General features: G+C 65.1%; 30 protein-coding genes. 18 read left to right on the top strand and 12 right to left on the bottom strand.

The features are described from left to right. Positions 1–264 precede the first annotated feature (264 nt). From N5A92_RS13200 to recO, 6 genes are all read left to right on the top strand, one after another. Positions 265–801 carry a DUF2062 domain-containing protein gene (locus tag N5A92_RS13200; RefSeq protein ID WP_425248572.1) on the top strand — a complete coding sequence of 179 codons (537 nt, stop codon included), beginning with the start codon at positions 265–267 and terminating at the stop codon, positions 799–801. Between the two features lie 6 nt (positions 802–807). Beyond that, on the top strand, positions 808–1,209 hold the full coding sequence (acpS, locus tag N5A92_RS13195; RefSeq protein ID WP_260903372.1) for a holo-ACP synthase: 402 nt from the start codon (positions 808–810) through the stop codon (positions 1,207–1,209). A 113-nt stretch (positions 1,210–1,322) separates the two neighbouring features. Next, positions 1,323–2,072, top strand: coding sequence for a signal peptidase I (gene lepB, locus N5A92_RS13190; protein WP_260903371.1), 750 nt, complete (start codon positions 1,323–1,325; stop codon positions 2,070–2,072). A gap of 10 nt (positions 2,073–2,082) precedes the next feature. Next, positions 2,083–2,802 carry a ribonuclease III gene (gene rnc / locus N5A92_RS13185; RefSeq protein WP_260903368.1) on the top strand — a complete coding sequence of 240 codons (720 nt, stop codon included), beginning with the start codon at positions 2,083–2,085 and terminating at the stop codon, positions 2,800–2,802. Then, a complete protein-coding gene (gene era, locus N5A92_RS13180; RefSeq protein WP_260903365.1) occupies positions 2,799–3,731 on the top strand; it encodes a GTPase Era in 933 nt (310 codons plus the stop codon). The genes rnc and era overlap by 4 nt, the downstream gene beginning before the upstream one ends. Before the next feature lie 18 nt (positions 3,732–3,749). Continuing rightward, positions 3,750–4,499, top strand: coding sequence for a DNA repair protein RecO (gene recO, locus N5A92_RS13175; RefSeq protein WP_260903363.1), 750 nt, complete (start codon positions 3,750–3,752; stop codon positions 4,497–4,499). Here recO and N5A92_RS13170 read toward each other — a convergent pair. From N5A92_RS13170 to N5A92_RS13120, 11 genes are all read right to left on the bottom strand, one after another. Continuing rightward, positions 4,452–4,649, bottom strand: coding sequence for a CopG family antitoxin (locus tag N5A92_RS13170; protein WP_425248571.1), 198 nt, complete (start codon positions 4,647–4,649; stop codon positions 4,452–4,454). The genes recO and N5A92_RS13170 overlap by 48 nt on opposite strands. After that, positions 4,649–4,954, bottom strand: a complete 306-nt coding sequence (locus N5A92_RS13165) for a DUF7716 domain-containing protein (protein ID WP_260903360.1) — start codon at positions 4,952–4,954, stop codon at positions 4,649–4,651. The genes N5A92_RS13170 and N5A92_RS13165 overlap by 1 nt, the downstream gene beginning before the upstream one ends. A 21-nt stretch (positions 4,955–4,975) precedes the next feature. Beyond that, on the bottom strand, positions 4,976–6,211 hold the full coding sequence (locus tag N5A92_RS13160; protein WP_260903358.1) for an MFS transporter: 1,236 nt from the start codon (positions 6,209–6,211) through the stop codon (positions 4,976–4,978). A gap of 152 nt (positions 6,212–6,363) precedes the next feature. Then, on the bottom strand, positions 6,364–7,218 hold the full coding sequence (locus N5A92_RS13155) for a mechanosensitive ion channel family protein (RefSeq protein WP_260903357.1): 855 nt from the start codon (positions 7,216–7,218) through the stop codon (positions 6,364–6,366). A 149-nt stretch (positions 7,219–7,367) separates the two neighbouring features. Beyond that, entirely contained in the window at positions 7,368–8,024 is a 657-nt protein-coding gene (locus N5A92_RS13150) for an HD family hydrolase (RefSeq protein ID WP_260903356.1), read from the bottom strand. After that, positions 8,024–8,875, bottom strand: a complete 852-nt coding sequence (gene ygfZ, locus N5A92_RS13145) for a CAF17-like 4Fe-4S cluster assembly/insertion protein YgfZ (protein WP_260903354.1) — start codon at positions 8,873–8,875, stop codon at positions 8,024–8,026. The genes N5A92_RS13150 and ygfZ overlap by 1 nt, the downstream gene beginning before the upstream one ends. A gap of 77 nt (positions 8,876–8,952) precedes the next feature. Next, positions 8,953–9,369 carry a hypothetical protein gene (locus tag N5A92_RS13140; protein WP_260903353.1) on the bottom strand — a complete coding sequence of 139 codons (417 nt, stop codon included), beginning with the start codon at positions 9,367–9,369 and terminating at the stop codon, positions 8,953–8,955. Between the two features lie 16 nt (positions 9,370–9,385). Further along, complete coding sequence (locus N5A92_RS13135; protein WP_260903350.1) at positions 9,386–10,096, bottom strand: cytoplasmic protein; 711 nt, start codon at positions 10,094–10,096, stop codon at positions 9,386–9,388. A 96-nt stretch (positions 10,097–10,192) separates the two neighbouring features. Continuing rightward, complete coding sequence (locus tag N5A92_RS13130) at positions 10,193–10,450, bottom strand: hypothetical protein (RefSeq protein WP_260903348.1); 258 nt, start codon at positions 10,448–10,450, stop codon at positions 10,193–10,195. 178 nt (positions 10,451–10,628) lie between these two features. After that, the gene (locus N5A92_RS13125) at positions 10,629–11,006 is read right to left on the bottom strand and encodes a TIGR02301 family protein (RefSeq protein ID WP_260903345.1); all 378 of its coding nucleotides are present in this window, start codon (positions 11,004–11,006) and stop codon (positions 10,629–10,631) included. A 43-nt stretch (positions 11,007–11,049) separates the two neighbouring features. Beyond that, positions 11,050–11,454 (bottom strand): NUDIX hydrolase, encoded by a 405-nt coding sequence (locus N5A92_RS13120; protein ID WP_260903344.1) that lies wholly within the window; start codon positions 11,452–11,454, stop codon positions 11,050–11,052. 81 nt (positions 11,455–11,535) lie between these two features. Between N5A92_RS13120 and N5A92_RS13115 the strand changes: the two genes are divergently transcribed. From N5A92_RS13115 to rarD, 9 genes are all read left to right on the top strand, one after another. Then, positions 11,536–12,282 (top strand): SOS response-associated peptidase, encoded by a 747-nt coding sequence (locus N5A92_RS13115; RefSeq protein WP_260903341.1) that lies wholly within the window; start codon positions 11,536–11,538, stop codon positions 12,280–12,282. 313 nt (positions 12,283–12,595) lie between these two features. Then, a complete protein-coding gene (locus N5A92_RS13110) occupies positions 12,596–13,216 on the top strand; it encodes a LysE/ArgO family amino acid transporter (protein WP_260903338.1) in 621 nt (206 codons plus the stop codon). 557 nt (positions 13,217–13,773) lie between these two features. After that, a complete protein-coding gene (gene cysS / locus N5A92_RS13105; protein ID WP_260903336.1) occupies positions 13,774–15,267 on the top strand; it encodes a cysteine--tRNA ligase in 1,494 nt (497 codons plus the stop codon). Further along, positions 15,264–15,647, top strand: coding sequence for a VOC family protein (locus tag N5A92_RS13100; protein ID WP_260903333.1), 384 nt, complete (start codon positions 15,264–15,266; stop codon positions 15,645–15,647). The genes cysS and N5A92_RS13100 overlap by 4 nt, the downstream gene beginning before the upstream one ends. An 18-nt stretch (positions 15,648–15,665) precedes the next feature. Then, positions 15,666–16,166, top strand: a complete 501-nt coding sequence (locus N5A92_RS13095) for a GFA family protein (protein ID WP_260903332.1) — start codon at positions 15,666–15,668, stop codon at positions 16,164–16,166. Beyond that, positions 16,166–16,660, top strand: coding sequence for a GFA family protein (locus tag N5A92_RS13090; RefSeq protein ID WP_260903330.1), 495 nt, complete (start codon positions 16,166–16,168; stop codon positions 16,658–16,660). The genes N5A92_RS13095 and N5A92_RS13090 overlap by 1 nt, the downstream gene beginning before the upstream one ends. Continuing rightward, the gene (pip, locus tag N5A92_RS13085; RefSeq protein ID WP_260903325.1) at positions 16,657–17,610 is read left to right on the top strand and encodes a prolyl aminopeptidase; all 954 of its coding nucleotides are present in this window, start codon (positions 16,657–16,659) and stop codon (positions 17,608–17,610) included. The genes N5A92_RS13090 and pip overlap by 4 nt, the downstream gene beginning before the upstream one ends. Before the next feature lie 2 nt (positions 17,611–17,612). Further along, the gene (cimA, locus tag N5A92_RS13080) at positions 17,613–19,229 is read left to right on the top strand and encodes a citramalate synthase (protein ID WP_260903322.1); all 1,617 of its coding nucleotides are present in this window, start codon (positions 17,613–17,615) and stop codon (positions 19,227–19,229) included. A 5-nt stretch (positions 19,230–19,234) separates the two neighbouring features. Next, positions 19,235–20,182 carry an EamA family transporter RarD gene (gene rarD / locus N5A92_RS13075; RefSeq protein ID WP_260903317.1) on the top strand — a complete coding sequence of 316 codons (948 nt, stop codon included), beginning with the start codon at positions 19,235–19,237 and terminating at the stop codon, positions 20,180–20,182. Here the strand turns inward: rarD and N5A92_RS13070 are convergent. Further along, positions 20,143–20,742, bottom strand: a complete 600-nt coding sequence (locus N5A92_RS13070) for an LOG family protein (protein WP_260903316.1) — start codon at positions 20,740–20,742, stop codon at positions 20,143–20,145. The two genes, rarD and N5A92_RS13070, sit on opposite strands and share 40 nt — an antisense overlap. A 153-nt stretch (positions 20,743–20,895) precedes the next feature. On the opposite strand from N5A92_RS13070, the gene N5A92_RS13065 reads away from it, so the two are divergent. The 3 genes from N5A92_RS13065 to N5A92_RS13055 all read left to right on the top strand — a co-directional run bounded on the left by N5A92_RS13065 (position 20,896) and on the right by N5A92_RS13055 (position 24,958). Next, a complete protein-coding gene (locus N5A92_RS13065; RefSeq protein WP_260903312.1) occupies positions 20,896–22,605 on the top strand; it encodes a LysM peptidoglycan-binding domain-containing protein in 1,710 nt (569 codons plus the stop codon). Positions 22,606–22,703: 98 nt separating this feature from the next. After that, the gene (locus N5A92_RS13060; RefSeq protein WP_260903310.1) at positions 22,704–23,066 is read left to right on the top strand and encodes an ArsR/SmtB family transcription factor; all 363 of its coding nucleotides are present in this window, start codon (positions 22,704–22,706) and stop codon (positions 23,064–23,066) included. Between the two features lie 11 nt (positions 23,067–23,077). Then, entirely contained in the window at positions 23,078–24,958 is a 1,881-nt protein-coding gene (locus N5A92_RS13055; protein ID WP_260903307.1) for an ABCB family ABC transporter ATP-binding protein/permease, read from the top strand. Positions 24,959–24,975: the final 17 nt, after the last annotated feature.

Below are 24,975 nucleotides of genomic sequence, written 5' to 3'. Positions count from 1 at the left end.
GCCTCATTTCCGCCTCCAGCCCCCGCTATTGGAGCTGCAAACGCGGCCTTTGCGGCGCGCGTGGCAGGTTGCCTGTTTTCCTTGCACGATCCGACATTACATAAGAGGTCAAAACCCTTGGCGGCCGTATTGTGGAAGACCCTGTTAACAGGAGCGGCTTATGCTCGGCCCCGGGGAGCGCTGGCCGAAATGGCCCGTGGGGTGTGGTAGACGAAGATGCTGTTCAAACGAAGGAAAAGCGTGGATCTTGGCGAGCGAGTGAGGATGCTGGTGTGGCCCCGGCGCTCGTTCTGGCGCTCGGCTCAATATTTCGTAAAGCGTGCGCTGCGGCTGCGGGCGACGCCGCATGCGATCGCCGCCGGCATCGCTGCAGGCGTCTTCGCCTCCTTCACCCCATTTCTCGGGTTCCACTTCTTGCTCGCGGCAGCCATTGCCTGGATCATCGGCGGCAACCTGGTGGCCTCGGCCATCGGCACCGCCGTCGGCAACCCGCTTACCTTTCCCTTCATCTGGGGGGCCACGCTGGAGCTCGGCAAGCTCATCCTCTACGGCCGCCATCCGACCGGCATTGGACCGAGGGACATCGGTCATCTTTTGTGGCACATGGAGTTTTCAAGCCTGTGGCAGCCTTTCCTGAAGCCGATGGCGGTCGGCTCGCTGCCTCTGGGCCTCGTCGTAGGCCTCGCTGTCTACATCCTCACGCGCTGGGGCACCGTCACCTTCCGCGAGCAGCGGCGCAAGCGCCTGGCCGAAAAGGCACGGCGGCGGGCGCTTGAGCAGTCCAGCGCGATGGCGGGTTGAGGTTTCATGATTATCGGCCTTGGTAGTGACCTCATCGACATCCGCCGCATCGAAAGGACGCTGGAGCGTCACGGCGAGCGGTTCGTCCATCGCGTCTTCACCGAGATCGAGCGCGCCAAGTCGGACCGCCGGCACGAGCGTGCGGCATCCTACGCGAAGCGCTTCGCCGCCAAGGAGGCCTGCGCCAAGGCGCTTGGCACCGGCCTGTCGCGCGGTGTCTTCTGGCGCGACATGGGCGTGGTGAACCTGCCGGGCGGCAAGCCCACCATGCAGTTGACCGGGGGCGCGGCGGCCAGGCTCGAAGCCATAATGCCGCCCGGCCATAAGGCGCTCGTTCACGTGACCATCACCGACGACTTCCCCCTGGCTCAGGCTTTCGTCATCATTGAAGCCGTTGCGGACGTGTGACAAAGGGCAACACGCGTGCGTGAGCGCATTGCCGTGAGCGGTATGAGCCGATAAGACGAATCGCAAAAAGGGCCGCGGAGATGTTCGGCCCGCTGCCCCGAACCGAGGACGACATGAGCGTGGCCGACAAATCCCGGAAAAAATCAGGCGGTCTTGGCGAGACTGTCAGCGTCATTGTCCAGGCGCTGCTCTTGGCACTCGTCATCCGTACCCTGCTTTTCCAGCCTTTCTCCATCCCTTCGGGGTCCATGCGTCCGACGCTGCTGGAGGGTGACTATCTGTTCGTCACCAAATGGGCCTACGGCTATTCCCGCTACTCGCTTCCCTTCTCGCCGCCCATCTTTTCCGGGCGGATCTGGGGCTCGGAGCCGGAGCGTGGCGACGTGGTCGTCTTCAAGTTCCCGCCCAACCCCTCGCTCGACTATATCAAGCGGGTGATCGGCCTGCCGGGCGACCGCATCCAGGTGCGCGAGGGCCAGCTCTACATCAATGATGCACCGGTGGAGCGTGAAAAGGTCGGCGAGATCGACAATCCCGACATCACCGAGATGACGCGGCCGGTCGATGTCTATCGCGAGACGCTGCCCAATGGCATTTCTTACGAGACGCTCGACCTGTCGCCCAACTCCGTCGGCGACAACACGCGCGAATTCGTCGTGCCCGAGGGGCATTACTTCATGATGGGCGACAACCGCGACAACTCCACCGACAGCCGCTTCTCCGTCGGTTTCGTGCCGGCGGAGAACCTCGTCGGCCGCGCCAACATCATCTTCTTCTCCATCGCCGGCGGCGTCAGCCCCCTGGAGATCTGGAAGTGGCCGACCGAAATCCGCCCCACGCGCTTCTTCACCTGGGTCGATTAGCGGCAAGGCCATGGCAGCCAAGCGTCTGACGGGAGAGCGGCTGGCCGAGGCGGCCGAACAGCGCACCGGCGTCGCCTTCCGCAACGCGCGCCTCCTGGAAAGTGCGCTCACGCATTCGAGCGCGCGCAGCAAGGCGGGTGTCGACTATCAGCGGCTGGAGTTCCTTGGCGACCGGGTGCTTGGCCTCGTCGTCGCCGAAATGCTCTATGAGACCTTTCCCGAGGCGCCGGAGGGCGAGCTTTCGGTGCGCCTCAACGCGCTGGTCAACGCCGATACGCTCGCCGCGATCACCGACGAGTTGGGCCTGGATACGCTGATACGGACCGGCAGCGACCTGCGCTCGCGCGCCCCGACAAAGCAGATCAACATGCGCGCCGACGTGATGGAGGCGCTCATCGCCGTCATCTACCTCGACAACGGGTTGGAAGCGGCAAGCCGCTTCATTCGCACCCACTGGACAGAACGTTCGAAGGCGGCAGGTGCGGCGCGCAGCGATCCCAAGACGGCCCTCCAGGAATGGGCGCACCGGGCCTCCGGTGCCACGCCAGTCTACCGGATCGATGGGCGTGACGGACCTGACCACGACCCCATTTTCACCGTGGCAGTCGAGATCGCCGGCTATGCGGAAGGCAGCGGCCGCGGCCGCTCCAAGCGCGAGGCGGAACAGGCCGCCGCCACCGAGGTTCTGGTGCGCGAGGGCGTTTGGGAACCATTGGATGAAGCGTCATGAGTGAACCCGTCGAGCCTTCGCAGGATAGTGGCGGGATCGCCACCCGCTCCGGCTTTGTCGCCCTGATCGGCGCCACCAATGCCGGCAAATCGACGCTGCTCAACCGGCTGGTCGGCGCCAAGGTCTCCATCGTTACCCATAAGGTGCAGACCACCCGGGCGCTGATCCGGGGCATCGCCATTCATGATAATGCGCAGATCGTATTCGTGGATACGCCCGGCATCTTCCGGCCGCGCCGAAGGCTCGACCGCGCCATGGTGACGACCGCCTGGGGAGGCGCCCGGGATGCCGACATCATCGCTGTGATCATCGATGCCGAGCGTGGCATTCGCGGCGATTCCGAAGCCATCCTCGACAACCTCGCCAATGTCCGCCAGCCCAAGGTGCTGATCCTCAACAAGATCGACCGGGTGAAACGCGAAACGCTTCTGGTGCTCGCCGACGAGGCCAACAAGCGGGCCGATTTCGAGCGCACCTTCATGATCTCCGCGCTCACCGGCTCGGGCTGCGATGATCTGATGACCTATCTGGCCGAAAGGCTGCCCGAGGGGCCATGGTACTATCCCGAAGACCAGATCTCCGATCTGCCCATGCGCCAGCTCGCCGCCGAGATCACCCGCGAAAAGCTCTATCTGCGCCTGCACCAGGAACTCCCCTATGCTGCCCATGTGGAGACGGAGAAGTGGGAGGAGAGGAAAGACGGCTCGGTGCGCATCGAGCAGGTGATCTATGTCGAGCGCGACAGCCAGAAGAAGATCGTGCTCGGCCACAAAGGGGCTTCCATCCGCGCCATCGGCCAGGCCGCGCGCGAGGAGATGGCGGCGATCCTGGAGCAGAAGGTGCATCTGTTCCTTTTCGTCAAGGTGCGCAGCGGCTGGGGCGACGACCCCGAGCGTTTCCGAGAGATGGGCCTTGAATTCCCCGAGTGAGGGGAGGAAAACCGTGCCATGGAATGGCACGACGAAGGCATCATCCTCGGCACCCGCCGGCATGGCGAGACCAGCGCCATCCTGGAGGTGATGACGACTGCCCACGGGCGCCATCTCGGTCTCGTGCGCGGCGGCCGCTCGCGCAAGATGCAGCCCGTCCTGCAGCCGGGCAACCGGGTGGAAATCACCTGGCGCGCGCGGCTCGACGAGCATCTGGGCACCTTTCAGGTCGAACCGGTGGAGCTGAACGCCGCCCGTCTCCTCGATTCGGCTGTTGCCGTCTACGGCATCCAGGTGCTGGCCGCCCACTTGCGCCTTCTGCCCGAGCGCGACCCGCACCCCGGCCTCTTCGAGACGCTTCGCGTCGTCTCCGCCCATCTCGACGACGCGGCCGTGGCCGGCCCGCTGGTCGCCCGCTTCGAGCTTGCCGTTCTGGAGGAACTGGGCTTTGGCCTCGACCTTTCCCGATGCGCGCTGACGGGAAGCGGTGAGGACCTCGCCTATGTGTCGCCGAAGACGGGCAGGGCGGCCAGCCGTGAGGCGGGGGAGGCGTGGCGCGACAAGCTTTTGCCGCTGCCGGCGTTCCTGCTGGCGGGCGGCGAGACGGGCTGCGACGGTGAAGCGCTCGCCCAGGCCTTCGCGCTGACCGGCTTCTTTCTCCACCGCCATGTCTACGAGCCGCGCGGGCTCGCCGAACCGGAAGCGCGCACGGGGCTCCTTTCAGCGCTTACGCGCAGCCTTCGGCAGGAGGTGTTCCCTTCCTCCTGACGCCTGAGCTTGGGAGGGAGGCACGCGCTCCGCGTTGCTCCAGTCCACATAGTCCACCGAGGCGTGCGTTTCCCAGAATAGCCGTTCTTCGGCTTCGTTGCGGAAGGTTGGGATCGGCTTAAGCGTCTTGCGCGTATCGAGCTGGCTCATTACCCAATTCTGATGAACGCATCATTTGCAAAATAGTGCTGCAGCGCCTGTATCTTTTGATCGAGGGACGGCTCGGATATCTGCTGCGAGAGATTGCTGACCACCGATTGCATGTCAGCGATGGACAAGAACTCAGAATATCCTGCCTCTTGGACCACGAGGGGTGTGAAGTCGTCGTTGCCCAGCTCCGCTTCATCAGGGTCTATGACCAGAACGTCGGTTTCACCGGTAAGGGTGGCCGCGTCATCGAGATAGACCCAGCTTGACCACGACTGCGCCTCGAGTGCGTTGATGATGTCTGCCAATTTGGACAATTGCGCCAGCCGCTACTCCGCCGCTGCCATCGCCGGCCTGTCGACCGGCTTCTCCTGGATCGGCCAGTGCACCGCCGCAGCGAAGATGCCGAGCGCCACGCCCAGCCACCACACTGCATCGTAGGAGCCGAACTGGTCGTAGAGATAGCCGCCCAGCCACACGCCCAGGAAGGAGCCGACCTGATGCGAGAAGAAGACGATGCCACCCAGCATGCCGAGATAGCGCGTGCCGAACATGACGGCGACGAGCGCGTTGGTGGGCGGCACGGTCGACAGCCACAAGAGCCCCATGACGATGGCGAAGACGATCACGGTGGTGGGCGTCTGCGGCAGGAGGAGGAAGGCCGTCACCGCGATCGAGCGTCCGATGTAGATCAGCGCCAGGAAGGCGGGCTTCGGGTAGCGCTGGCCGATGAAGCCAGAGGCGAGCGAGCCGATGACGTTGAAGAAGCCGATCAATGCCAGAGCGATCACCGCATAGCGCGCATCGATGCCGATATCACCGATATAGGCGGGGAAATGCGCGGTGATAAAGGCCACCTGAAAACCGCAGACGAAGAAGCCGGAGACGAGCAGCATGAAGCTGCGATGGGCGAAGGCCTCGCGGAGCGCTGCTCCGAACGTCTGCTCGAACTCGACCTGCTGCACCCTGCCGCTCTTCGAGTTGCCGATAAGCGGGATGGCGAGCACGGGGACGACCAGCATGGCGATCGACATGTAGACGAGCGTGTCGGACCAGCCATAGGCATCGATCATCCCCTGGCTGATGGGTGCGAAGAGGAACATGCCGGCCGAGCCCGCCGCCGTGCCGATGCCGAAGACGAGGCTGCGGCTTTCCGCCGGCACGTTGCGGGCGAAGGCGGCGAGCACGATGGAGAAGGAACCGGCAGCCACGCCGAGGCCGACGAGCACGCCGCCGCCGATATGCAGCATCGCCTCGCTCTCGGCGGTCGCCATGAGGAACAGGCCGAGTGCGTAGAGAAGGCCGGAAAGCGCCAGCACGCGCCAGGTGCCGAAACGGTCTGCGATGGCGCCGAAGACGGGCTGTCCGATGCCCCAGAGCAGGTTCTGCAGGGCCATGGCGAGGCCGAAGGTGGTGCGGTCCCAGCCCTTCTCTTCCAGCATCGGAAGCTGAAAGAAGCCCATGGCCGAACGGGGACCGAAGGTGAGGGCGGCGATGATGCAGCCGCAAATGACGATCAGCCAGGGGAAGGAGGGGGCGGGACGGGCGGCAGCGGCTTCGGCCATGGGGGATCTCGCGATGGTGGAGGGCGTAAACTAGCTGAAGCCTGTGATTATTTGAACGAATTGATGAGGCCTGTGCGTTCAATAGTTTTGATGAATTGAGAAGGCGGGCTTATGCGCCCGCCTTGGCCGTGAAGGCGCTCGGACGCCGGTATCTAGGCCGCGCGGCGTGGCTTTGCGGGTGGTTTCGGCGCTTCCGCGGGGACGTAGTGGATATCGCGCTGCGGGAAGGGGATGGAGATGCCGTTCTTGTCGAAAGCCTGCTTCGCCGCTTGGGTGAGGTCGAACCGGGCCGACCAGAAATCGATCGTGGCCGTCCAGTAGCGGAGTGTCACCACAACGGCGCTGTCGCCCAGGTCGCCGACGAAGGTGGAGGGTTCCGGCACCGAGACCACGCGTTCGTCCGCCTCCGCTAGGTCTATCAGGATCTTCCGCGCCTTTTCGATGTCGTCGCCATAGCCGATGCCGATCGCTAGGTCGAAGCGGCGTAGCGCGTTGCGCGAGTAGTTGGTGATGGCCTTGTTCCAGAGCTCGCTATTGGGGGCCAGGATGTAGATCCCGTCCGCGGTCTTCAGCTCGGTGGCGAAAAGGCCGACCTCCTCGATCGTGCCGGCAATGCCGCTGGCATCGACATATTCGCCGACCCGGAAAGGCCTGAGTGCCAGGAGCATGATGCCGGCGGCGACATTCTGCAGCGTGCCCTGGAGGGCGAGGCCGATGGCGAGACCAGCCGCGCCGAGGGCGGCGATGATGCTGGCCGTCTGCACGCCGAACTGCGCCAGAACGGCAACGAGCACCAGCGCAAGCACGATGTAGCGCACGGTTCCGGAGAGGAAGCGCACCAGCGTCTCGTCGAAATTGGGGAAGCGGCGGAGGCTGTTTCCCACCCAGCGTTGCAGCACGCTGGCGGCGATGATGCCGGCGAGGATGAGGACGATCGCACCCAGCACGGAGAGGGAATAGCTGACGGCGAGCTCGCTCAGGTGTGCAAGTGCGGTTTCCGTTTCCATGTGAAAAGTCTCCGTTCAACCATGACACATAAGCCCCCAGCCGCAGCCCGACCAAATCAGGCGGCTATATCCGGTCGGATATATCGGTTGTTCGGAATGCCAATACCGGCTTCGCCCCGTAGTGCCGCAGTTCGGCCTCTATCGATGCCCTAGGGGAAAGAGGTGAATAAACCGTTGATTGTACGCGTCTCGGACGCCTTGGCGCGTCGCTTCTCGATGAGGTGAAAGCGGGCGAGAAAGGCTTTTTGGGCGCGGCGGGCGGGCTGCGGGGGGAGGGTCAGCGCATCGGCGGAAAAGCCGCGCGGCCGGCCGAAGAAGCGCGCAGCCTCATGGTCGGAGAAACCGGCAAGCCTTGTGGCCTCGAAGAAGGCAGCGATGCGGTCGGCGCGCTTGATCGCCGCCAGGAGCTTGGCCGGTGTTTCGGGCGGCAGGGCGAAGCGCAGGTGGATTGCCCGCTGCAGGCGCTTTTCCACCGACTTGTAGTCGTCGCCCAGTGTCGCCTTGAAGGGGGAAATCATGTCGCCGATGACATATTCCGGCGCGTCGTGCAGGAGCGCAGCCATGGCCCAGTCGGGGCCGGCATCTTCGTTCAGCTGGCGGAAGATCTGCTCGACCAGCAGTGAGTGCTGCGCCACGGAGAAGGCGTGGTCGCCCTCAGTCTGCCCATTCCAGCGCGCCACGCGCGCCAGCCCATGCGCGATGTCGGTGATTTCGACGTCCAGGGGGGAGGGATCCAGGAGGTCGAGCCGGCGGCCGGAAAGCATGCGCTGCCAGGCGCGCGGCGGCTCGGCCGGGCGTTTCGCCATCAGGCCGTCTCCGCCTCACCGCCGCCGTCGAGCGTGAAGGCATAGGCGGGCACGGTAAGCGTAACGGGAATGTCGCCGGCGAGGATCGGCGTTCCGGCCTGGCGGGCGCTGGCCGCCTTGTCGATGCGCAGGATCGCCAGGCCGTCATTTCCGCACACCGTGCCGAGCGCGCCCAGCGCACGGCCGTTGGCCGTCAGATCCGTGCGGGAGGCGGGGAGAGGAGCGTCGCCGTGCACGATCACCAGGCGCCGCCGTGCGGTGCCGCGGTGCTGCATGCGCGAGACCACCTCCTGGCCGACGAAGCAGCCCTTCCTGAGGCCGACGCCGCCGTTCTGGTCGTAGAGGATGTCATGGGGGAACGCATCGCCAAGCGTGTAGTCGCTGCCGCTCTCGGCCACGCCGTGCGCCACCCGCAGGCGGTGCCACTCCTCCTCGGGCGCGTCGGCTTTGACGTCTTCGCCGTAATGCCGGACGACCGTCTCGGGGAAACGGTGGTCGGCGACGGATGTTGATTTGTCCCAGGAAGCCGGTGAATCAGTTTGCCATGAAACATGGACAGGAGATTGTTCCTCAAGGGAAATCTCCGCCTTTGCCCGAAGCCGGTAGAGCATCAACCGCTTGAGGAAGTCCGGCGCCACGTCGCTTCGGCAATCGAGCCGGAAGCCGTCGCCGGTTCGCGAGATGAGGAAATCGAACAGGATCTTTCCCTGTGGCGTGAGCAGGGTTCCCGGTCGTGCTTCACCTTCATTAAGGGCGGAAAGATCGGGGGTGATGACGTTCTGCAGGAGGGGTTCGGCGTCCGGTCCTGTAACGAGGAGGACGGCGCGGTCGGCGATCTGGGCTGTGGGCATGGGCAGGGCGGTCCCCGAATCCGGTCGAGTGCGGCTTCCCGTCTAGGTAAGCGGCTCCGGGCCTGTCGGCAAGACCGCTACCGCCGGCGCCGCAACTGCCGGGCGAGGCCCAGCATCGCCTCCGCGCTCCGCGCGCTCACGCCGCCGTCGGCATAGTCGCGCCGGATGGCCGTCTCGATCTCGTCGGCGACCGCGTCCAGCGTCGGACCCTGTCCGCCCGGCTGCGCGCCGTAGGCATCGAAAAGGTTGATCCACCGGTCCGTGTCGCGGCCGAACTGCATGAGGCGATCATAAGCGCCTTCGGGGTCGCGGCTGAAGAGGCCGAGGACGCCGGCGACAATGGAAAGGGGGCTCATCACGAAGTCGCGCAGGCCGTCCGCGAAAAGCTTCACCTGGAAGAGGATCACCCGGCGCACGAGCCGCGTCCGGCTGCCGCGCCGCACCTGCGGCAGTTCGCTTGTGCCCGGCTGGGCGAGGGTGGTTGCGTCGGGCATATCGCCTCCATTTTCCTCAATCGCCTGCGACGAAGAACAGCCAGCGCCCTTCCGGCGTGATTGCGGCGCGGTAGAAGATATAGGCGCCGAACGCCTTCATATCTTCATAGTCTCCGGCCGTGACAAGCGTAAAAAGCTCGACCCGCTGCTCCGGCGTCAGCTCTTCCAGCGGCAGGGCGAAGAAATAGGGCCATACATAGCGCTCCCGCTCCGTACCCTCGTCGAGCCGCGCAAAGCCCGCTTCCATCACCTCGAGCAGGATGGCCAGGATCTCATGGCCTTTCTCGTCGCCGGAAACCTCGCGCAGGAAGTCGATCGGGTCGCCGTCGAGCCCGCCGAGCGAGAGCTGGGTCTTCTCCGGACCCGTGCCGATGAGCGGCCTCAGCTTCTCCAGATCGCCGCTGCGGGAGGCTTCGATGATGAGGTTGCGCATGCGCCGCACGGGCTCGGGAAGCTGGTCGAGGTCGTAGATCACCTCCGGTGAGGCCTCGTCGAGGCGTGTGTCGGGCCGCGTGACGTCGCCCGTCGGCTGGTCGTCCGCTTGGGAAGACGGCTCCGCGCCGGGCAGGAGGATGCGCTCGGCGCCGGGCTCCTCTTCCTCCGATGCGTACTCCGGCAGCGCCTCGCTCAAGGCACGCGCCTCGGCTGTAAGGCTCAGCAGCCCGGCAACAGCCAGTGCCACAACGAACGGCCGGCCCGTGAAGGCCGGTGGGAGAAATGTCGGCATCGGCGCCACCTTCGCGCGTCTGTTGGCCGCCGGGATTTAAGACGGACTGTTAGAGGCAGCTTGCCTCGCAAGACATACCCAAAGGCGGTGGCAAGCTCAATGGCAGGTGCGTTGCGGGGTGAAATCGCCCGCCAGGACGCGATCGCGCATATGCTCCAGCAGCGAGACGAGCGCGTCCTCGCCACCGTTTTTGCCGAGCTCGCTCAAGGCCGTGGCGAGAGCCGCCTCGGCGATGATCTCCGGTTCGATTCCCGCCCACAGGCCTTCGGCCCAGGCCGCGCTATGGCATTCGGTGCAGGCCGAGCGTTTCTCTTCCTCGATCTGCGCTTCGATGTCGGCAACAGTCATATACATGGCAACCTCACCCGTCGCTTCGGCGCCGGTCCGGGGTCGGAGTGCGCCGGAGTCCCAAAATGTCCCAGACGATGGACTACCACGGCAAATGCGGCAGCGTGCGGGCACCGCTCATCGCAGTTAACGGCGGGTGAATCGCGGGTGGGGCGGGTTTACCCTCACGGGCCGCAAGCCCGCTCTAATTGCCGTAGCGCAGCACGATCTCGCTCGTCAGCGCCTCGCCTTCGCTCATATAGCGCTCGATTGCCTGGACCGCCGATTCGGTGCAGGTCGAATAGATCGCTGCGAAGGAGCGGTACCCGTGGTTGAAGCTTGCCACCAGCTTGGCCCGGCGCTCCTCGGATGGGGCTTCGGCCCTGAGCAGCGCCTCCATCTGCGCACGCCAGCCGCCATCTTCCTCGCCGCACAGGCGGCGCAGGTAGTGGATCGAGCCCAGCACCTCCGAGAGCCGCATGAGCTGACGGTCGTAGGGTGCGTCGACGGCGGCCGCCGGCGCGGCGAAGACGGAGGCGAGGAAAAGCGCGGCAGCAGCTAAGGGCTTCGACGACGATCTCATGCCTTCTTGTCGCCGGGAAACCGGTCACAACGCAAGAGAAATGCTATTTCCCGATGCCGGCTTCCATATCCTCGGCGACAGCGAGGGTGCTTGCCGTGATCGGCAGCTCGCGCATCTCGTCGAGCGCATACCAGCCCACATGGTCGGCATCATCACCGGCAACGGGCGTGCCGTGTAGCTGGAGTGCACGGTAGACCTTGAGCCGGTATCGCCGCCCGCCGTCGCCGTCGATCGTCATCTCGCACAGGGGAGTGATCTCGTCCGCCGTGAGCCCCGTTTCCTCGCGAAGCTCGCGCCGTGCCGTTTCCTCGTCGGTCTCACCGGCCTCGACACGCCCGCCGGGAAAGGCGAACAGCCCGCGCGCGGGCGCCCGCCCACGCCGTACCAGCAAAAAGCGGCCGTCCTGCATCGCCGCCACCGAAACGGCGTGGATATCACCCCTGTCCATCGTTGCATCCTCGGTGCATGCCCTTACCTTACCCGCAGCCCCCGGCGTGGCAACGCCGTCTTGAATATGGAGGCAGGACGAATGTGCGGACGCTTTGCGCTGACTGACAGGCCGGAGGGTGTGGAGGCGCTCTTGGGCGTCGCCGAGGTGGAGGCCTTCCCACCGCGCTACAACATCGCGCCCACGCAGCCCATCCTGATGACCGTCGGCGGCGCGCCGCGCCCGGAAGGCTCCAACCTGCCGGACCGGCGGGCGCTGCTCGTGCGCTGGGGCTTTATTCCCTCTTGGGCGAAGAACCCGAAGGACATGCCGCTTCTCATCAATGCCCGCTCGGAGACCGCGGCCGAGAAGGCGACCTTCCGCGCCGCCATGCGCCATCGCCGCGCCCTAGTGCCAGCGTCCGGATTCTACGAATGGCGGCGCAGCGGCAAGGGGCGCACGCAGGCTTATTGGGTACGCCCCCGTTCCGGCGGCCCCATCGCCTTCGCCGGCCTGATGGAGACTTACGCGGAGCCCGGCGGCAGTGAGATCGACACCGGCGCCATCCTGACCACGGCGGCAAGCCGCGACCTGGCGGACATCCACCACCGCATGCCGGCGGTCATCCGGCCGGAGCACTTTTCCCGCTGGCTCGACTGCGTGCGCTCCGAACCGCGCGACGTGGCGGATTTGCTGGCGCCGGTGGAGGAGGGGTTCTTCGAGGCGGTTCCGGTTTCCGACAGAGTGAACAAGGTGGCCAATACGGGGCCGGAGGTGCAGGAGCGGGTCGAGCCGGAAGTGGTGGAGGAGGAGGTTGCGGAACGGGCGGAGCAATTGCGGTTGTTTTGAAACGCCCGGCGTGGGTTCTGTAGGTGTCGCTCTTCGCGCCCCCTCTGTCCTGCCGGACATCTCCTCCCACACGGGGGGATTGCGCTGGCCGCTTTGCCGGCGCTTCCCCTGTAACACAGGCGACTGGGCGAAACCTTCGCCACGGCCAATCTCCCCTCGTGGGGGAGATGTCCGGCAGGACGGAGGGGGCGCGAAAGGGGTACCGGCATTTTCCGAATGCGCTGGTCCGTCCGCTGGCATGTCGCTGCTGGCCCTATGCCTTTGCCGCGCTTGCCTGTTGCACGCGCCGTCTGGCTAGGGCAAATCGCAGTCCATGGACGACCCACTCTATTCCCCCTTCCTGGCCGGTCTTCTCCTCGGCGGTTCGCTGATCGTGGCGATCGGCGCGCAGAATGCTTTCATCCTGCGCCAAGGCCTGCTGCGCCAGCACGTCTTCATCCTGTGCCTGATCTGTTCGTTCTCCGACGCCGCGTTGATCGCGGCGGGCGTGGCGGGGCTTGGAACGCTGGTGGCCCGTTCACCGGTTTTGATTTCGGCGGTCACGCTCGGCGGCGCGGTCTTTCTTTTCGCCTACGCCGCCAAGGCTTTCCGCCGTGCCCTGCACCCCGATGCGCTGCATGCCGCGCGCAGCGGGGCGACGGGGCTGAAGGCGGCGGTCGCCACCTGCCTCGCCTTCACCTTCCTCAACCCGCACGTCTATCTCGACACGGTGATTCTGGTGGGATCTTTGTCCGGTGCCTATGCCGGCGCGGCACGCACGAGCTTTGCCGTGGGCGCCATCGCGGCGTCATTTCTGTGGTTCTACGGACTGGGCTACGGCGCCCGGCTCCTGCAGCCGGTGTTCGCCCGGCCACGCGCCTGGCGCGTGCTCGACAGCCTGATCGGCCTGGTGATGGCCGCGTTGGGCCTAAGCCTCCTCGCGCGCTTCATATAGGCGCTTGGGCTCGTCCTTCTTTTTCGGCTTACCCTTGCACAAAAGCGCAGCGTTGATGGCTGCAGGGCCGACCTTCCGGTATTGGTCGACAAGCTGCTTCTTCGCTGGTGTCTGTTTCACGGGATTGGCTTTCTCTTGCCTGGCGTTGTCTGAGGCCATGGTTCTTGCCTGGGTTTATGGTCCCTTCTCGTCGCACCTGGGTGCTGATTCCGACATATTCATGTCCTTTGCGCCCTAAACACCCTGTGCCGCGGTCCAGTTCATAAAATTGCGGTAACAAGCTTAATACTTCCTTCACATTGTGTGGCTGCTGCAACACATGCCCCGGCAATCTCCGTGCTTGACGAGGGCGGGCGTGAAGGCGATAAGGACCACCATGAAAACGCTGTTCGCCATCATCGGCATTTGCATTATCGGCTAGCGCCTTCCGCTGGTCCGGTCGTTTTCGCCTTTTCTTGCCCGACACGAAAAACGCCCAGGCCAGCAGGCCGGGGGTTCAGCTTGCGTTGCGCAAGTGCAAGTGTTCGAGATGACGGGGCGAGATGAGGGGATTGAGGATGCCTGACGGGTTCAAGGGACTGCGGATCTACAACACGCTGACGCGGCGGAAGGAGGATTTCGTTCCGCTGGATGCCGCCAATGTGCGGGTCTATGTCTGCGGCCCGACCGTCTACGACTTCGCCCATATCGGCAATGCGCGGCCGGTGATCGTCTTCGACGTGCTGTTCCGTCTGCTGCGTTATCTCTACGGAGAGGACAGCGTCACCTATGTGCGCAACATCACCGACGTCGACGACAAGATCAACGCCCGCGCACTGCGCGACTATGGCGCGGAGATCGAGGCCGGCGGGCTGTCGCTCAACGAGGCGATCCGACGGGTGACGGAGAAGACGGCCGGCCAGTTCCACGCCGATGTGGCGGCACTCGGCTGCCTGCAGCCGAGTGTGGAGCCGCGTGCCACGGAGTTCGTCCTGCCGCGCGCCGACGGCCGCCCAGACATGGTGAACCTGATTCAACGTCTCATCGACGGCGGCCATGCCTATGAGGCTAAAGGCGAAATCCTATTTGATACCGCCTCCATGCCGGATTATGGCGGGCTTTCCAAGCGCAAGCTGGAGGACCAGCAGGCCGGCGCCCGCGTGGCCGTCGACCCGCACAAGAAGAACCCGGCCGATTTCGTCTTGTGGAAGGAATCCTCGGCCGAGGAGCCCGGCTGGGAGGCGACCTTCACGATCGACGGGAAAGAGGTGGCGATCCGCGGCCGACCCGGCTGGCATATCGAATGCTCGGCCATGTCGGCCGCCTATCTGGGCGAGGTTTTCGACATCCACGGCGGCGGGCTTGACCTCATCTTCCCGCACCACGAGAACGAGATCGCCCAGTCGCGCTGCGCCCACGGCACCGAGACGATGGCCAACTACTGGATGCACAACGGCTTCCTGCAGGTGGAGGGCAAGAAGATGGCGAAGTCGGAAGGCAACTTCGTCACCATCCACGACCTTCTGGCGGCGGAGAATTTCGGCGGCCGCAAGTGGCCGGGCGAAGTGCTCAGGCTTGCCATGCTGATGACGCACTACCGCGAGCCAATCGACTTCTCGCAGCGCAAGCTGGAGGAGGCGGAGGGCGTGCTCGACGGCTGGTATCGTGCAGTGGGCGACGCCGAGGCGGCAGGGATGATCTGCGCCGACACGCTCGGTGCGCTGCTCGACGATCTCAACACCACCGGCGCCATCGCAGCCCTTCACGAACTGCGTGCTCAGGCGGCGAAAGGGAGCGAGGGGGCGAAGGCAGCGTTGAAGACGAGCGGTGCGCTCCTCGGGCTCCTGGAGAAGTCGCAGGAAGAGTGGTTCTCCGGCAAGGCCGCTGGTGCCTCGATCGATGAGGCTGTGGTGGAGGCGGAGATCGCCGCACGCCTCTCCTTCATTCGTGAGAAGAACTTTGCGGAGGCCGACAGGATCCGGGAGGACATGGCGGCACGAGGCATTCAGCTTATGGACTATAAGGATCCGGAGACGGGTGAACGCAGGACGCGATGGGAGGTGAAGCGATGATCGATCATATCGGTATCAAGGTCGCGGATTTCGAGCGGGCGAAGGCGTTTTACGACAAGGCGTTGGCGCCGCTTGGCGCGAGGCTTCTGATGATGGTGCCGGTGGAATATACCGGCGGGGTGAAGGTTGGCGGCTATGGGCGCGAGCGGCCGGTCTACTGGTTGCACGAGGGCGAGGGGGAAAGCGAGCCGAAGCACGTGGCTTTCACGGCCAACTCGCGTGCGGAGGTGGATGCCTTTCATGAAGCGGCTCTCGCCGCCGGCGCACGCGACAATGGTGCGCCGGGGCTGAGGCCGCATTACCATCCCGACTATTACGGAGCCTTCGTCTTCGACCCGGACGGCAATAATGTCGAGGCCGTCTGTCATCGGCCGGATTGAGAGCGGAAGGAGGCAATCATGAGCCTGGACAACGAACCGATCTACACCGGCGGCTGCCAGTGTGGAGCCGTGCGCTTTCGTGCCGAAGGCGCTCTCGGCAGGCCGTCTATCTGCCATTGCCGTATGTGCCAGAAAGCCTTCGGCAGCTTCTATGCGCCGCTGGTCTCGGTGCGCGACGCCAAGTTTCGATGGACCCGCGGCGAGCCCAAGCGCTTCCAGTCGTCCAATCACGTGAAGCGCGGCTTCTGCGCCGAATGCGGCACGCCGCTGACCTTCGAGGCGCCCGACAACAGCGAGGACGGCCTAGCGCTCGCCATTGGCGCCTTCGATCACCCGGATGAACTGGCACCGGCGATCCAGTGGGGCATCGAGGGCAAGCTGCCCTATGTCGATACGCTTCACGGGTTGCCGGGGCATGAGACGATGGAAGATGTATCCGTGACGGACTATCTCTCCGATCTTGTCTCCTACCAGCACCCCGACCACGACACCGAGAAATGGCCGCCGGAGGAACATTGATGAACACTGAGCCCATCACCGGCGGCTGCCAGTGCGGCGCGGTGCGCTATACGCTGCACCGGGAACCGCATAACCCCCACATCTGCCATTGCCGCATGTGCCAGAAGGCCTTCGGCTCATATTTTGCGCCGCTCGCCAGCGTTGAGATGGACGATTTCGAGGTGACGCGTGGTGCGCTTGCCATCTTCAGGAGTTCGGGCCTGGTGGAGCGCGGCTTCTGCCGCGATTGCGGAACCCCGCTCACCTACCGCTTCGTGGAGGGTCCCGGCCGCATCAGCGTCGCACTCGGCTCTCTCGACCATCCCGAGCGCGTGAAGCCAGCGCGGCAGGCAGGCAGCGAGGGACGTATGCCGTGGTTTGCCGAACTTGCCGGGCTGGAGAGCACGGCGTCGGAGGAGACCGATCCGCCCGAACTGCTTGCGCAGATAAGGCGCACCAGCCGGCAGCATCCCGATCACGACACCGAAGAGTGGCCGCCGGAGACACTCGAATGAACAGGCTTCGCACGCTTTATCCCGAAATCGAGCCCTTCGACAGCGGGAGGCTGGATGTCGGGGACGGGCATCGCATCTATTGGGAGCGGGCGGGAACGCGCGGCGGCAAGCCGGCCGTTTTCCTCCATGGCGGTCCGGGAGGCGGTATCTCGCCGAAGCACAGGCGCCTGTTCGACCCGCAGAAATACGACGTCATGCTGTTCGACCAGCGCGGCTGCGGCAAGTCCACGCCCCACGCCGGCCTGGAGGCCAACACGACGTGGCATCTCGTGGCCGACATCGAGCGGCTGCGCGAGATGATGGGCGTCGACAAATGGCAGGTTTTCGGCGGCTCCTGGGGCTCGACCCTGGCGCTTGCCTACGCGCAAACCCATCCGGCGTGCGTCTCCGAGCTCATTTTGCGCGGCGTCTATACGCTCACCAGGGCCGAGCTCGACTGGTACTATCAGTTTGGCGTCTCGGAGATGTTCCCGGACAAGTGGGAGCGTTTTGTCGCTCCCATTCCCGAGGCCGAGCGCGGGGACCTGCTGGGCGCCTATCGCCGGCGTCTGACATCCGGCGACCGGGCGGTCCAGCTGGAGGCGGCCAAAGCGTGGAGCCTGTGGGAAGGAGAGACCATCACGCTTCTGCCCGATGCGTCGCTTAGCGAGGCGTTTGGCGAGGACGATTTCGCCATCGCCTTCGCGCGCATCGAGAACCATTATTTCGTGCATGGAGCGTGGCTGGAGGAGGGCCAGCTTTTGAGGGACGCCGTGAAGCTGAGGGGTATCCCCGGCGTCATCATCCATGGGCGCTACGATATGCCCTGTCCGCTGCGTGTCGCGTGGGAGTTGCACAAGGCATGGCCGGAGGCGGAGTTTCACCTGATTGAAGGCGCGGGTCACGCATTCTCCGAACCGGGCATCCTTGACCGGCTCATCCGTGCCACAGACCAATTCGTGGATCGATAACTGTGTCCAGTAAAGAACGCATCTACCTCTTCGACACCACCCTGCGCGACGGGCAACAGACGCCGGGTATCGACTTTTCCGTCGAGGACAAGATCGCCATCGCCGGCCTGCTTGATCAATTCGGCATGGATTACGTCGAGGGCGGTTATCCCGGCGCCAACCCGACCGACACCGCCTTCTTCAGCGAGAAGCGCACCGGCCGCTCCGCCTTCGTCGCCTTCGGCATGACCAAGCGCGCTGGCGTTTCTGCTTCCAACGATCCGGGGCTGGCGGCTCTCGTGCAGTCGAAGAGCGATGCGATCTGCTTTGTCGCCAAGAGTTGGGACTATCACGTGCGTCTGGCGCTCGGCGCGACGAACGGGGAGAATCTGGACGCGATCGGCGCCTCCGTGGAAGCCGCGCGCGCCGCCGACAAGGAGGCGATGGTCGATTGCGAGCATTTCTTCGACGGCTATAAGGCAAACCCGGACTATGCCCTGGCCTGCGCAAAGGCGGCTTATGAGGCGGGCAGCCGTTGGGTGGTGCTGTGCGACACCAACGGCGGCACGCAGCCTGGCGAAATCCGCGACATCGTCACCGCTGTGATCGCCGCCGGCATCCCCGGCAGCCATCTCGGCATCCACGCCCATGACGACACCGGCCAGGCGGTCGCCAACTCTCTGGCCGCAGTTGAGGCGGGGGTGCGCCAAATCCAGGGCACGCTGAACGGCATCGGCGAGCGCTGCGGCAACGCCAATCTGATCACACTGATCCCCACGCTGATGCTGAAGCCCGCGTATGCGGAGCGGTTCGAGACCGGCATTTCGCGGGAATCGCTTGCGGACATCTCACGCCTCTCGCATGCGTTCGACGAGCTTCTGAACCGCGCACCCAACAACCAGGCGCCCTATGTCGGCGCCTCCGCCTTCGCGACCAAGGCGGGCATCCATGCTTCGGCCATCCTGAAGGAGCCTGAGACCTACGAGCATGTGCGGCCGGAAGCTGTCGGCAACACGCGCCGCGTGATGGTCTCGGACCAGGGCGGAAAGTCGAACTTCATTGCCGAACTGAAGCGGCGCGGCATCAAGGTCGACAAGGCCGATCCGCGCCTCGACACGCTCATCGCGCTCGTCAAGGAGCGCGAGGCGATCGGCTATGCCTATGAGGGTGCCGACGCGAGCTTCGAGCTGCTGGCGCGGCGCACGCTGGGCAGCGTGCCGGAGTTCTTCAAGGTCGACAGCTTCCGCTGCATGGTTGAGCGCCGCTTCGACGCCATGGGCAATTTGAAGACCGTATCCGAGGCCGTCGTGCGGGTAACCGTCGATGGCCAGACGCTGCTTTCGGTCGCCGAGGGCCACGGACCGGTCAACGCGCTCGACATCGCGCTCAGAAAAGACCTCGGCAAGTATCAGAGCGAGATCGCCGACCTGACGCTGGCGGATTACAAGGTGCGTATCCTCAACGGCGGCACAGAGGCGGTGACGCGCGTCCTCATCGAATCGCAGGACATCACCGGCGCGCGCTGGTGGACCGTCGGCGTTTCCGACAACATCATCGACGCCTCGTTCCAGGCATTGATGGATTCCATCGTCTACAAGCTGGTGAAGAACCGCGAAAGGACCGGCCTCGCGGCCGTATAGGATATATGGCTGAAACGGTCACGGCTCCCCAGCCTGCCAGCGACGATGAATCGCTGCGCGGCTTTCTTTTCGCTCTCTCGGCGTATCTGCTGTGGGGCATGCTGCCCTTCTTCATGAAAGCGGTGGCGCATATTCCCGCCAGCGAGGTGGTGGCGCACCGCGTCGTCTGGTCGGTGCCGATTGCCGGCGTCGTGCTCCTCCTCCTGCGCCGCACGGCAGACATCCGGCGGGCTCTCGGCTCCCCGCGCACACTGGCGATGGCGGCGCTGACGGCGACGTTCATCGCGGTGAACTGGGGTGTCTATGTCTGGGCCGTCGGCGCCGGCCGGGCCGTCGAGACGGCGCTCGGCTACTATATCAACCCGCTGGTCTCGATCGCGCTCGCGGCGATCTTCCTGCGCGAAAAGCTGAGTGCGATGCAGGTCGCTGCCGTGGGGCTGGCCGCGCTGGCGGTGGTCGTGCTGACGGTCGACGCGGGCGGGCTGCCCTGGGTGTCGCTGGTGCTCGCCTTCTCCTTTGCCACCTACGGCTTCCTGCGCAAGACGCTGCCCGTCGGCCCCAGCCAGGGGTTCTTCCTTGAAGTGCTGATCCTCAGCATCCCGGCGCTCGGCTACATCGCCTGGGTGCAGTGGACGGGGGAGGGGCATTTCCGGCTTTCTGTACCGACGGATACCTGGCTGCTACTGGCCTGCGGGCCGGTCACGGCGGTGCCGCTGCTCTTCTTCGCCTTCGGCGCAAAGCTCCTGCGCTACTCGACGATCGGCATCATGCAGTACATCGCGCCGACCATGATCTTCCTCATCGCCGTCTTCGCCTTCAAGGAGCCTTTCGGCGGCGTGCGCGCCGTCGCTTTCGCCCTCATCTGGTCGGCGCTGGTGATCTATACGTGGCCGATGCTGCGGGCGCGCTTCCGTCAGAGGCGGCCGATGATGGCCGGGTCGCCTTCCGAATAGGCGCCGGTGCGGGTCAGCGCCGGCACGATGTCCTCGGCGCGGTCGATGACCAACGGCCGCACCCGCTCTTGCGAGTGGATGAAGCCTTCCGCCTTCATGTGCGAGAGGAGGGAGAGCATAGGTCCCCAGAAGCCGCTGAAATTGGCGAAGACGATCGGCTTCTCGTGCCGCCCGAGCTGCGCCCACGTCATGATCTCGACGATCTCCTCCAACGTGCCGATGCCGCCGGGCAGTGCCACGAAAGCGTCCGAGCGGTCGAACATAATGTGCTTGCGCTGATGCATGTCGTCGGTGAGGATGAGATCGTCGAGCCTGTCGAGCGACGACCCCGGCGCCTCCTTGTTGATAAGGAAGCGTGGGATGATGCCCGTCACCGCGCCGCCCTCCTCCAGACAGCCGGTGGCGACGGCATTCATGATACCCGTGGCGCCGGCCCCGTAGACGAGCCGTAAGCCGGCGCGCGCCAGATCGTTGCCGAGTTTGCGCCCCGCTTCGAGGAAGCTGCCGTCGCGGCCGGGGGAGGAGCCGCAATAGACGCAGACGGATGTGATCGTGCTCATGCGTTGATTGGTGATTGCACAGCCGAGTCGGGTCAAGATGGAAACGACTCCGAGATGGTTTTCCCGGCAGGGCCGGCCGCCACGGGCTTTTCCTTGTAGGCCTTGGAAAAACAGGATAGACCGCTCAAAATAGGGGCCATGGGATCGGGATTGATGGCGATTACTCCGCTCAAGGTGCTGTTTTTTATCGCCGGAATGGTCGTTTTCGGCGTTGGCACCGCCTACTTTGCCGGCGCGTTCGATCCGGCGGCGCAAGGCGCCGGTGAAAAGACGGCCGCGCTCGACGCCGGAGATGCTGGCGCCGGGGCTTCATCGACGCGGCGTGACGAGGGTACCTCCGCCGGTGCAGGAGCACCCGAAGAAGCGGAGGGAGCGTCGAAGGACGACGCCGAAGCGCGGCCGGAGGAGGAGGTGGTGGTTCCTTCCTTCGACGTTCTGCGCGTCGAGCCTGACGGCTCTATGGTCGTCGCGGGCGGGGCCGCTCCCGGCGCCGAGGTGGAAGTCCTGAGCGGCTCCATGCTTCTGGCCACGACCAAAGCCGGGCCATCGGGTGATTTTGCCGCCGTGCTCGATCAGGCGCTGACGCCGGGAGAGCATAACATCGTGCTGCGCTCCACTTCTTCCGACAACGTAGCCGCCACCTCCGAGGAGACGGCCGTCGTGTCGATCCCGTCCGCCGGCAGCGGCCAGGTTGTCGCCCTGGTGCAGCAGCCGGGCCAGCCGAGCCGTCTGATCACGAGACCTGAGGGCGAGGCGCCGGCGGGCGATGTCCCCGAGGCCGCGCAAAGCGCCGAAGCGGAGGGCGAACCGGCCGAGGCGCAGGCACCTTCCGGGGAACAGGCCACGGCGCCTGACGGCGATGAGGATGCCGGCCAAACCGGAGAGATGGCGGAGCGGTCGTCGGATGCGACCGACGATCGGCCCGGCGAGACAACTCCCGCCGAAGAGCGTGTCGGCCCGATAGCGGAGGCCCAGTCGGATGAGGCGGCCGGCACGGCTGGGTCTGCGGGGGAAGGGCAGGACGCGCCGGCACGGGCTGCTGAGGCACCCGCGCAGGAGGGGCAGGACGCGCAGGCGGCCGAGGCCGACGGTTCCGAGCAGGAGGCGCCGGCCGACACAGGCGTTTCGGCCTTCATAGAGGCAGTTGAGATTGATGGGCGGCAGGTGTTCGTGGCCGGCACGGCCGAACCTGGCCGCCATGTGCGCGTCTATGTCAACGACGTGTTGCTCGGCCAAACGACCGTCAATCCGGACGGCAGCTTCCTTGTCGAGACGGAACGCGATCTGCCGGTGGGCGACTATATCGTGCGCGCCGACGTTCTCGGCGACGACGATGCCAGCGTGATCGCCCGTGCCGCCGTTCCTTTCCAGCGGCAGGAAGGGGAGCAGATCGCCGCCGTGGCGCCCGATCCGAACAGGAGGATACGGACGGACGCAAAGGCCGAAATGCCGGGCACCGGAACGGCTGACGACAGCGCCGACGCTGCCGTGAACGGCAATCGACGGGAGGCTGCCGAGAACGGCGATCGGCGGACGGCCGAAGCCGGGGAGAGTGGGCAGGATGTGGCGCCTAGCGTCGGCGAGACCGCCGAGATGGCGCCGCCGCTCGAGCCCGTCGATGGCGCCGTCATCATCCGCCGCGGCGACACGCTGTGGCACATCTCCCGCCGCGTCTATGGGCATGGCATCCGCTATACCACCATCTACCTCGCCAACCAGGACCAGATCCGCGATCCCGACCGCATCTGGCCGGGACAGATCTTCGCCCTGCCGGAGAAGACCGAGCAAGGCGAAGAAGCCGACCTCGGCGCCATCGGCGAACAGGCCGTCCCGCCGGAGGAGGCCCGGGACGAGGAGGGATAGGCTTACGGGAGCGTGGAGCGGCTGGGCAGCAGCCCGCCGACAGCGAAAACCTCTTTCCGTTTGCAACTGACTTGTTCATCGTATATCGACGATTAACGATGAATAGCTTGGCAAACATCTCCGAACCGTCCGCGCCCGCTTCCGGCTGTTGCGCACCTGACGTGCTTTCCCGTGGCCTTTTCGCCTTGGCGCATCCCGCGCGCATCGAGATCCTGCGCTATCTCTCTGGCGTCGACTACTGCTGCTGCAAGGACGTCGTCTGCCGGCTGCAGCTTGCCCAGTCCACCGTCTCACAGCACCTGAAGATCCTTCTTGAGGCGGGGCTGGTGCGCATGAGCCCGCAGGGACAGCGCTCGCGCTATGCGGTGGACAGGGAGGCGCTGTTGGCGCTTTCCGGGGCGGTGGGCGGCCTTCTCAATGCCTGCGCCGCGCGGGCGGACGAGAACGGCAGGGAAATCTGAGGCAGCACGCATTGGCCCAAAAAACCGTCTCCGCCGAATCCGGCACCACGCTCCGCACGCTGGTGAACCTGTGGCCGTACATGTGGCCGTCCGACCGGCAGGATCTCAAGTTTCGCGTGGTGGTGGCAACTGTCTTCCTTGTCCTGGCGAAGGTGATCCTCGTTCTCGTTCCCTATTTCTACAAATGGGCGACCGACGAGCTTTCGGGCGAGGGGACGGCGCCCGCTTATCTGCCGGCCGTCCTGGCCGGTCCCCTGATGCTGGTGGTCGCCTACAATCTGGTGCGCGTCGTCCAGCTCGGCTTCAACCAGCTTCGCGATGCGCTGTTCGCCCGCGTCGGCCAGCATGCCGTACGCCAGCTCGCCTACCGCACCTTCGTGCACATGCACGCGCTGTCTTTGCGCTTCCATCTGGAGCGGCGTACGGGAGGCCTGTCGCGCATCATCGAGCGCGGCACCAAGGGCATCGATACCATCGTCCGCTTCACAATCCTGAACACGGTCCCCACAATCCTGGAGTTCGCCCTTTCGGCCGTCATCTTCGCCGTCGCCTATGGCTGGGCCTATGTCGCCATCATCGCCGTCACCGTGTGCCTCTATACGTGGTTCACGGTGCGGGCGAGCGACTGGCGCATCACCATCCGCCGGGAGATGAACGATTCCGACACCGACGCCAACACCAAGGCGATCGACTCGCTGCTCAATTTCGAGACGGTGAAATACTTCAACAACGAGGCGATGGAGGCCAGCCGCTTCGACCGCTCCATGGGGCGCTACGAGGAGGCGGCCACCAAGACCTGGACCTCGCTCGGCTGGCTGAATTTCGGTCAGGGCGTCATCTTCGGCCTCGGCATGGCCACTGCCATGGGGCTGTCGGCGTGGGAAGTGATGCGCGGCACGCAGACGGTGGGCGACTTCGTCTTCATCAACACGATGCTGATGCAGCTATCGATTCCGCTCAACTTCATCGGCTTCATCTACCGCGAAATCCGCCAGGCCCTTACCGACATCGAGCAGATGTTCGATCTGCTCGATGTTCCCGCGGAGGTGCAGGATCGGCCGGGTGCGGCGCCGCTCAAGGTCGATAAGGGCCATGTGCGCTTCGACGATGTCGCCTTCGCCTATGATGGGGATCGGCCGATCCTCAAGGGCATCAGCTTCGACATTCCCGCCGGCAGGACGGTGGCGGTGGTCGGCCCCTCGGGCGCCGGCAAATCAACCATCTCGCGCCTCATCTTCCGCTTCTACGACATTCAGGAGGGCGCCGTCCTGATCGACGGCCAGGACGTGCGCGACGTCACGCAGGAAAGCCTGCGGGCAGCGATCGGCATGGTGCCGCAGGACACGGTGCTCTTCAACGATACGATTGCCTACAACATCCGCTACGGCCGGCCTGATGCATCGGAGGAGGAGGTGCGCCGGGCCGCAGAACTGGCGCAGATCGCCGATTTCATCGACGGCCTGCCCGCCGGCTACGACACCATGGTCGGCGAGCGCGGGCTGAAGCTCTCCGGCGGAGAGAAGCAGCGTGTGGCCATCGCCCGCACCATCCTCAAAGCGCCTCCGATCCTCATCCTCGACGAGGCGACTTCTGCGCTCGACACCCATACCGAACAGGAGATTCAGGCCGCCCTCGACATGGTCAGCCGCGGCCGCACGACGCTGGTCATCGCCCACCGGCTTTCCACCGTCATTGCCGCCGACGAGATCATCGTCCTGAAGGACGGCCGCATCGCCGAGCGCGGCACCCATCACGCACTCATCGCCGCCCGCGGCCTTTATGCCGACATGTGGGATCGCCAGCGCGAGGCGAGCGAGGCGGAAGAGCGCCTGCGGCTCGCCCGCGAGACGGACGAGATGGGCGTGGTGGTGCGGAAGGTGCCGAGTTATTAGGAGCGGATGGGGCTTCG

This window comes from Chelativorans salis (genome assembly GCF_025336525.1).
Lineage (GTDB): Bacteria > Pseudomonadota > Alphaproteobacteria > Rhizobiales > Rhizobiaceae > Chelativorans > Chelativorans salis.
The sequence above is the reverse complement of the archived record's forward strand: the minus strand, read 5'-3'. Positions and strand labels throughout refer to the sequence as shown.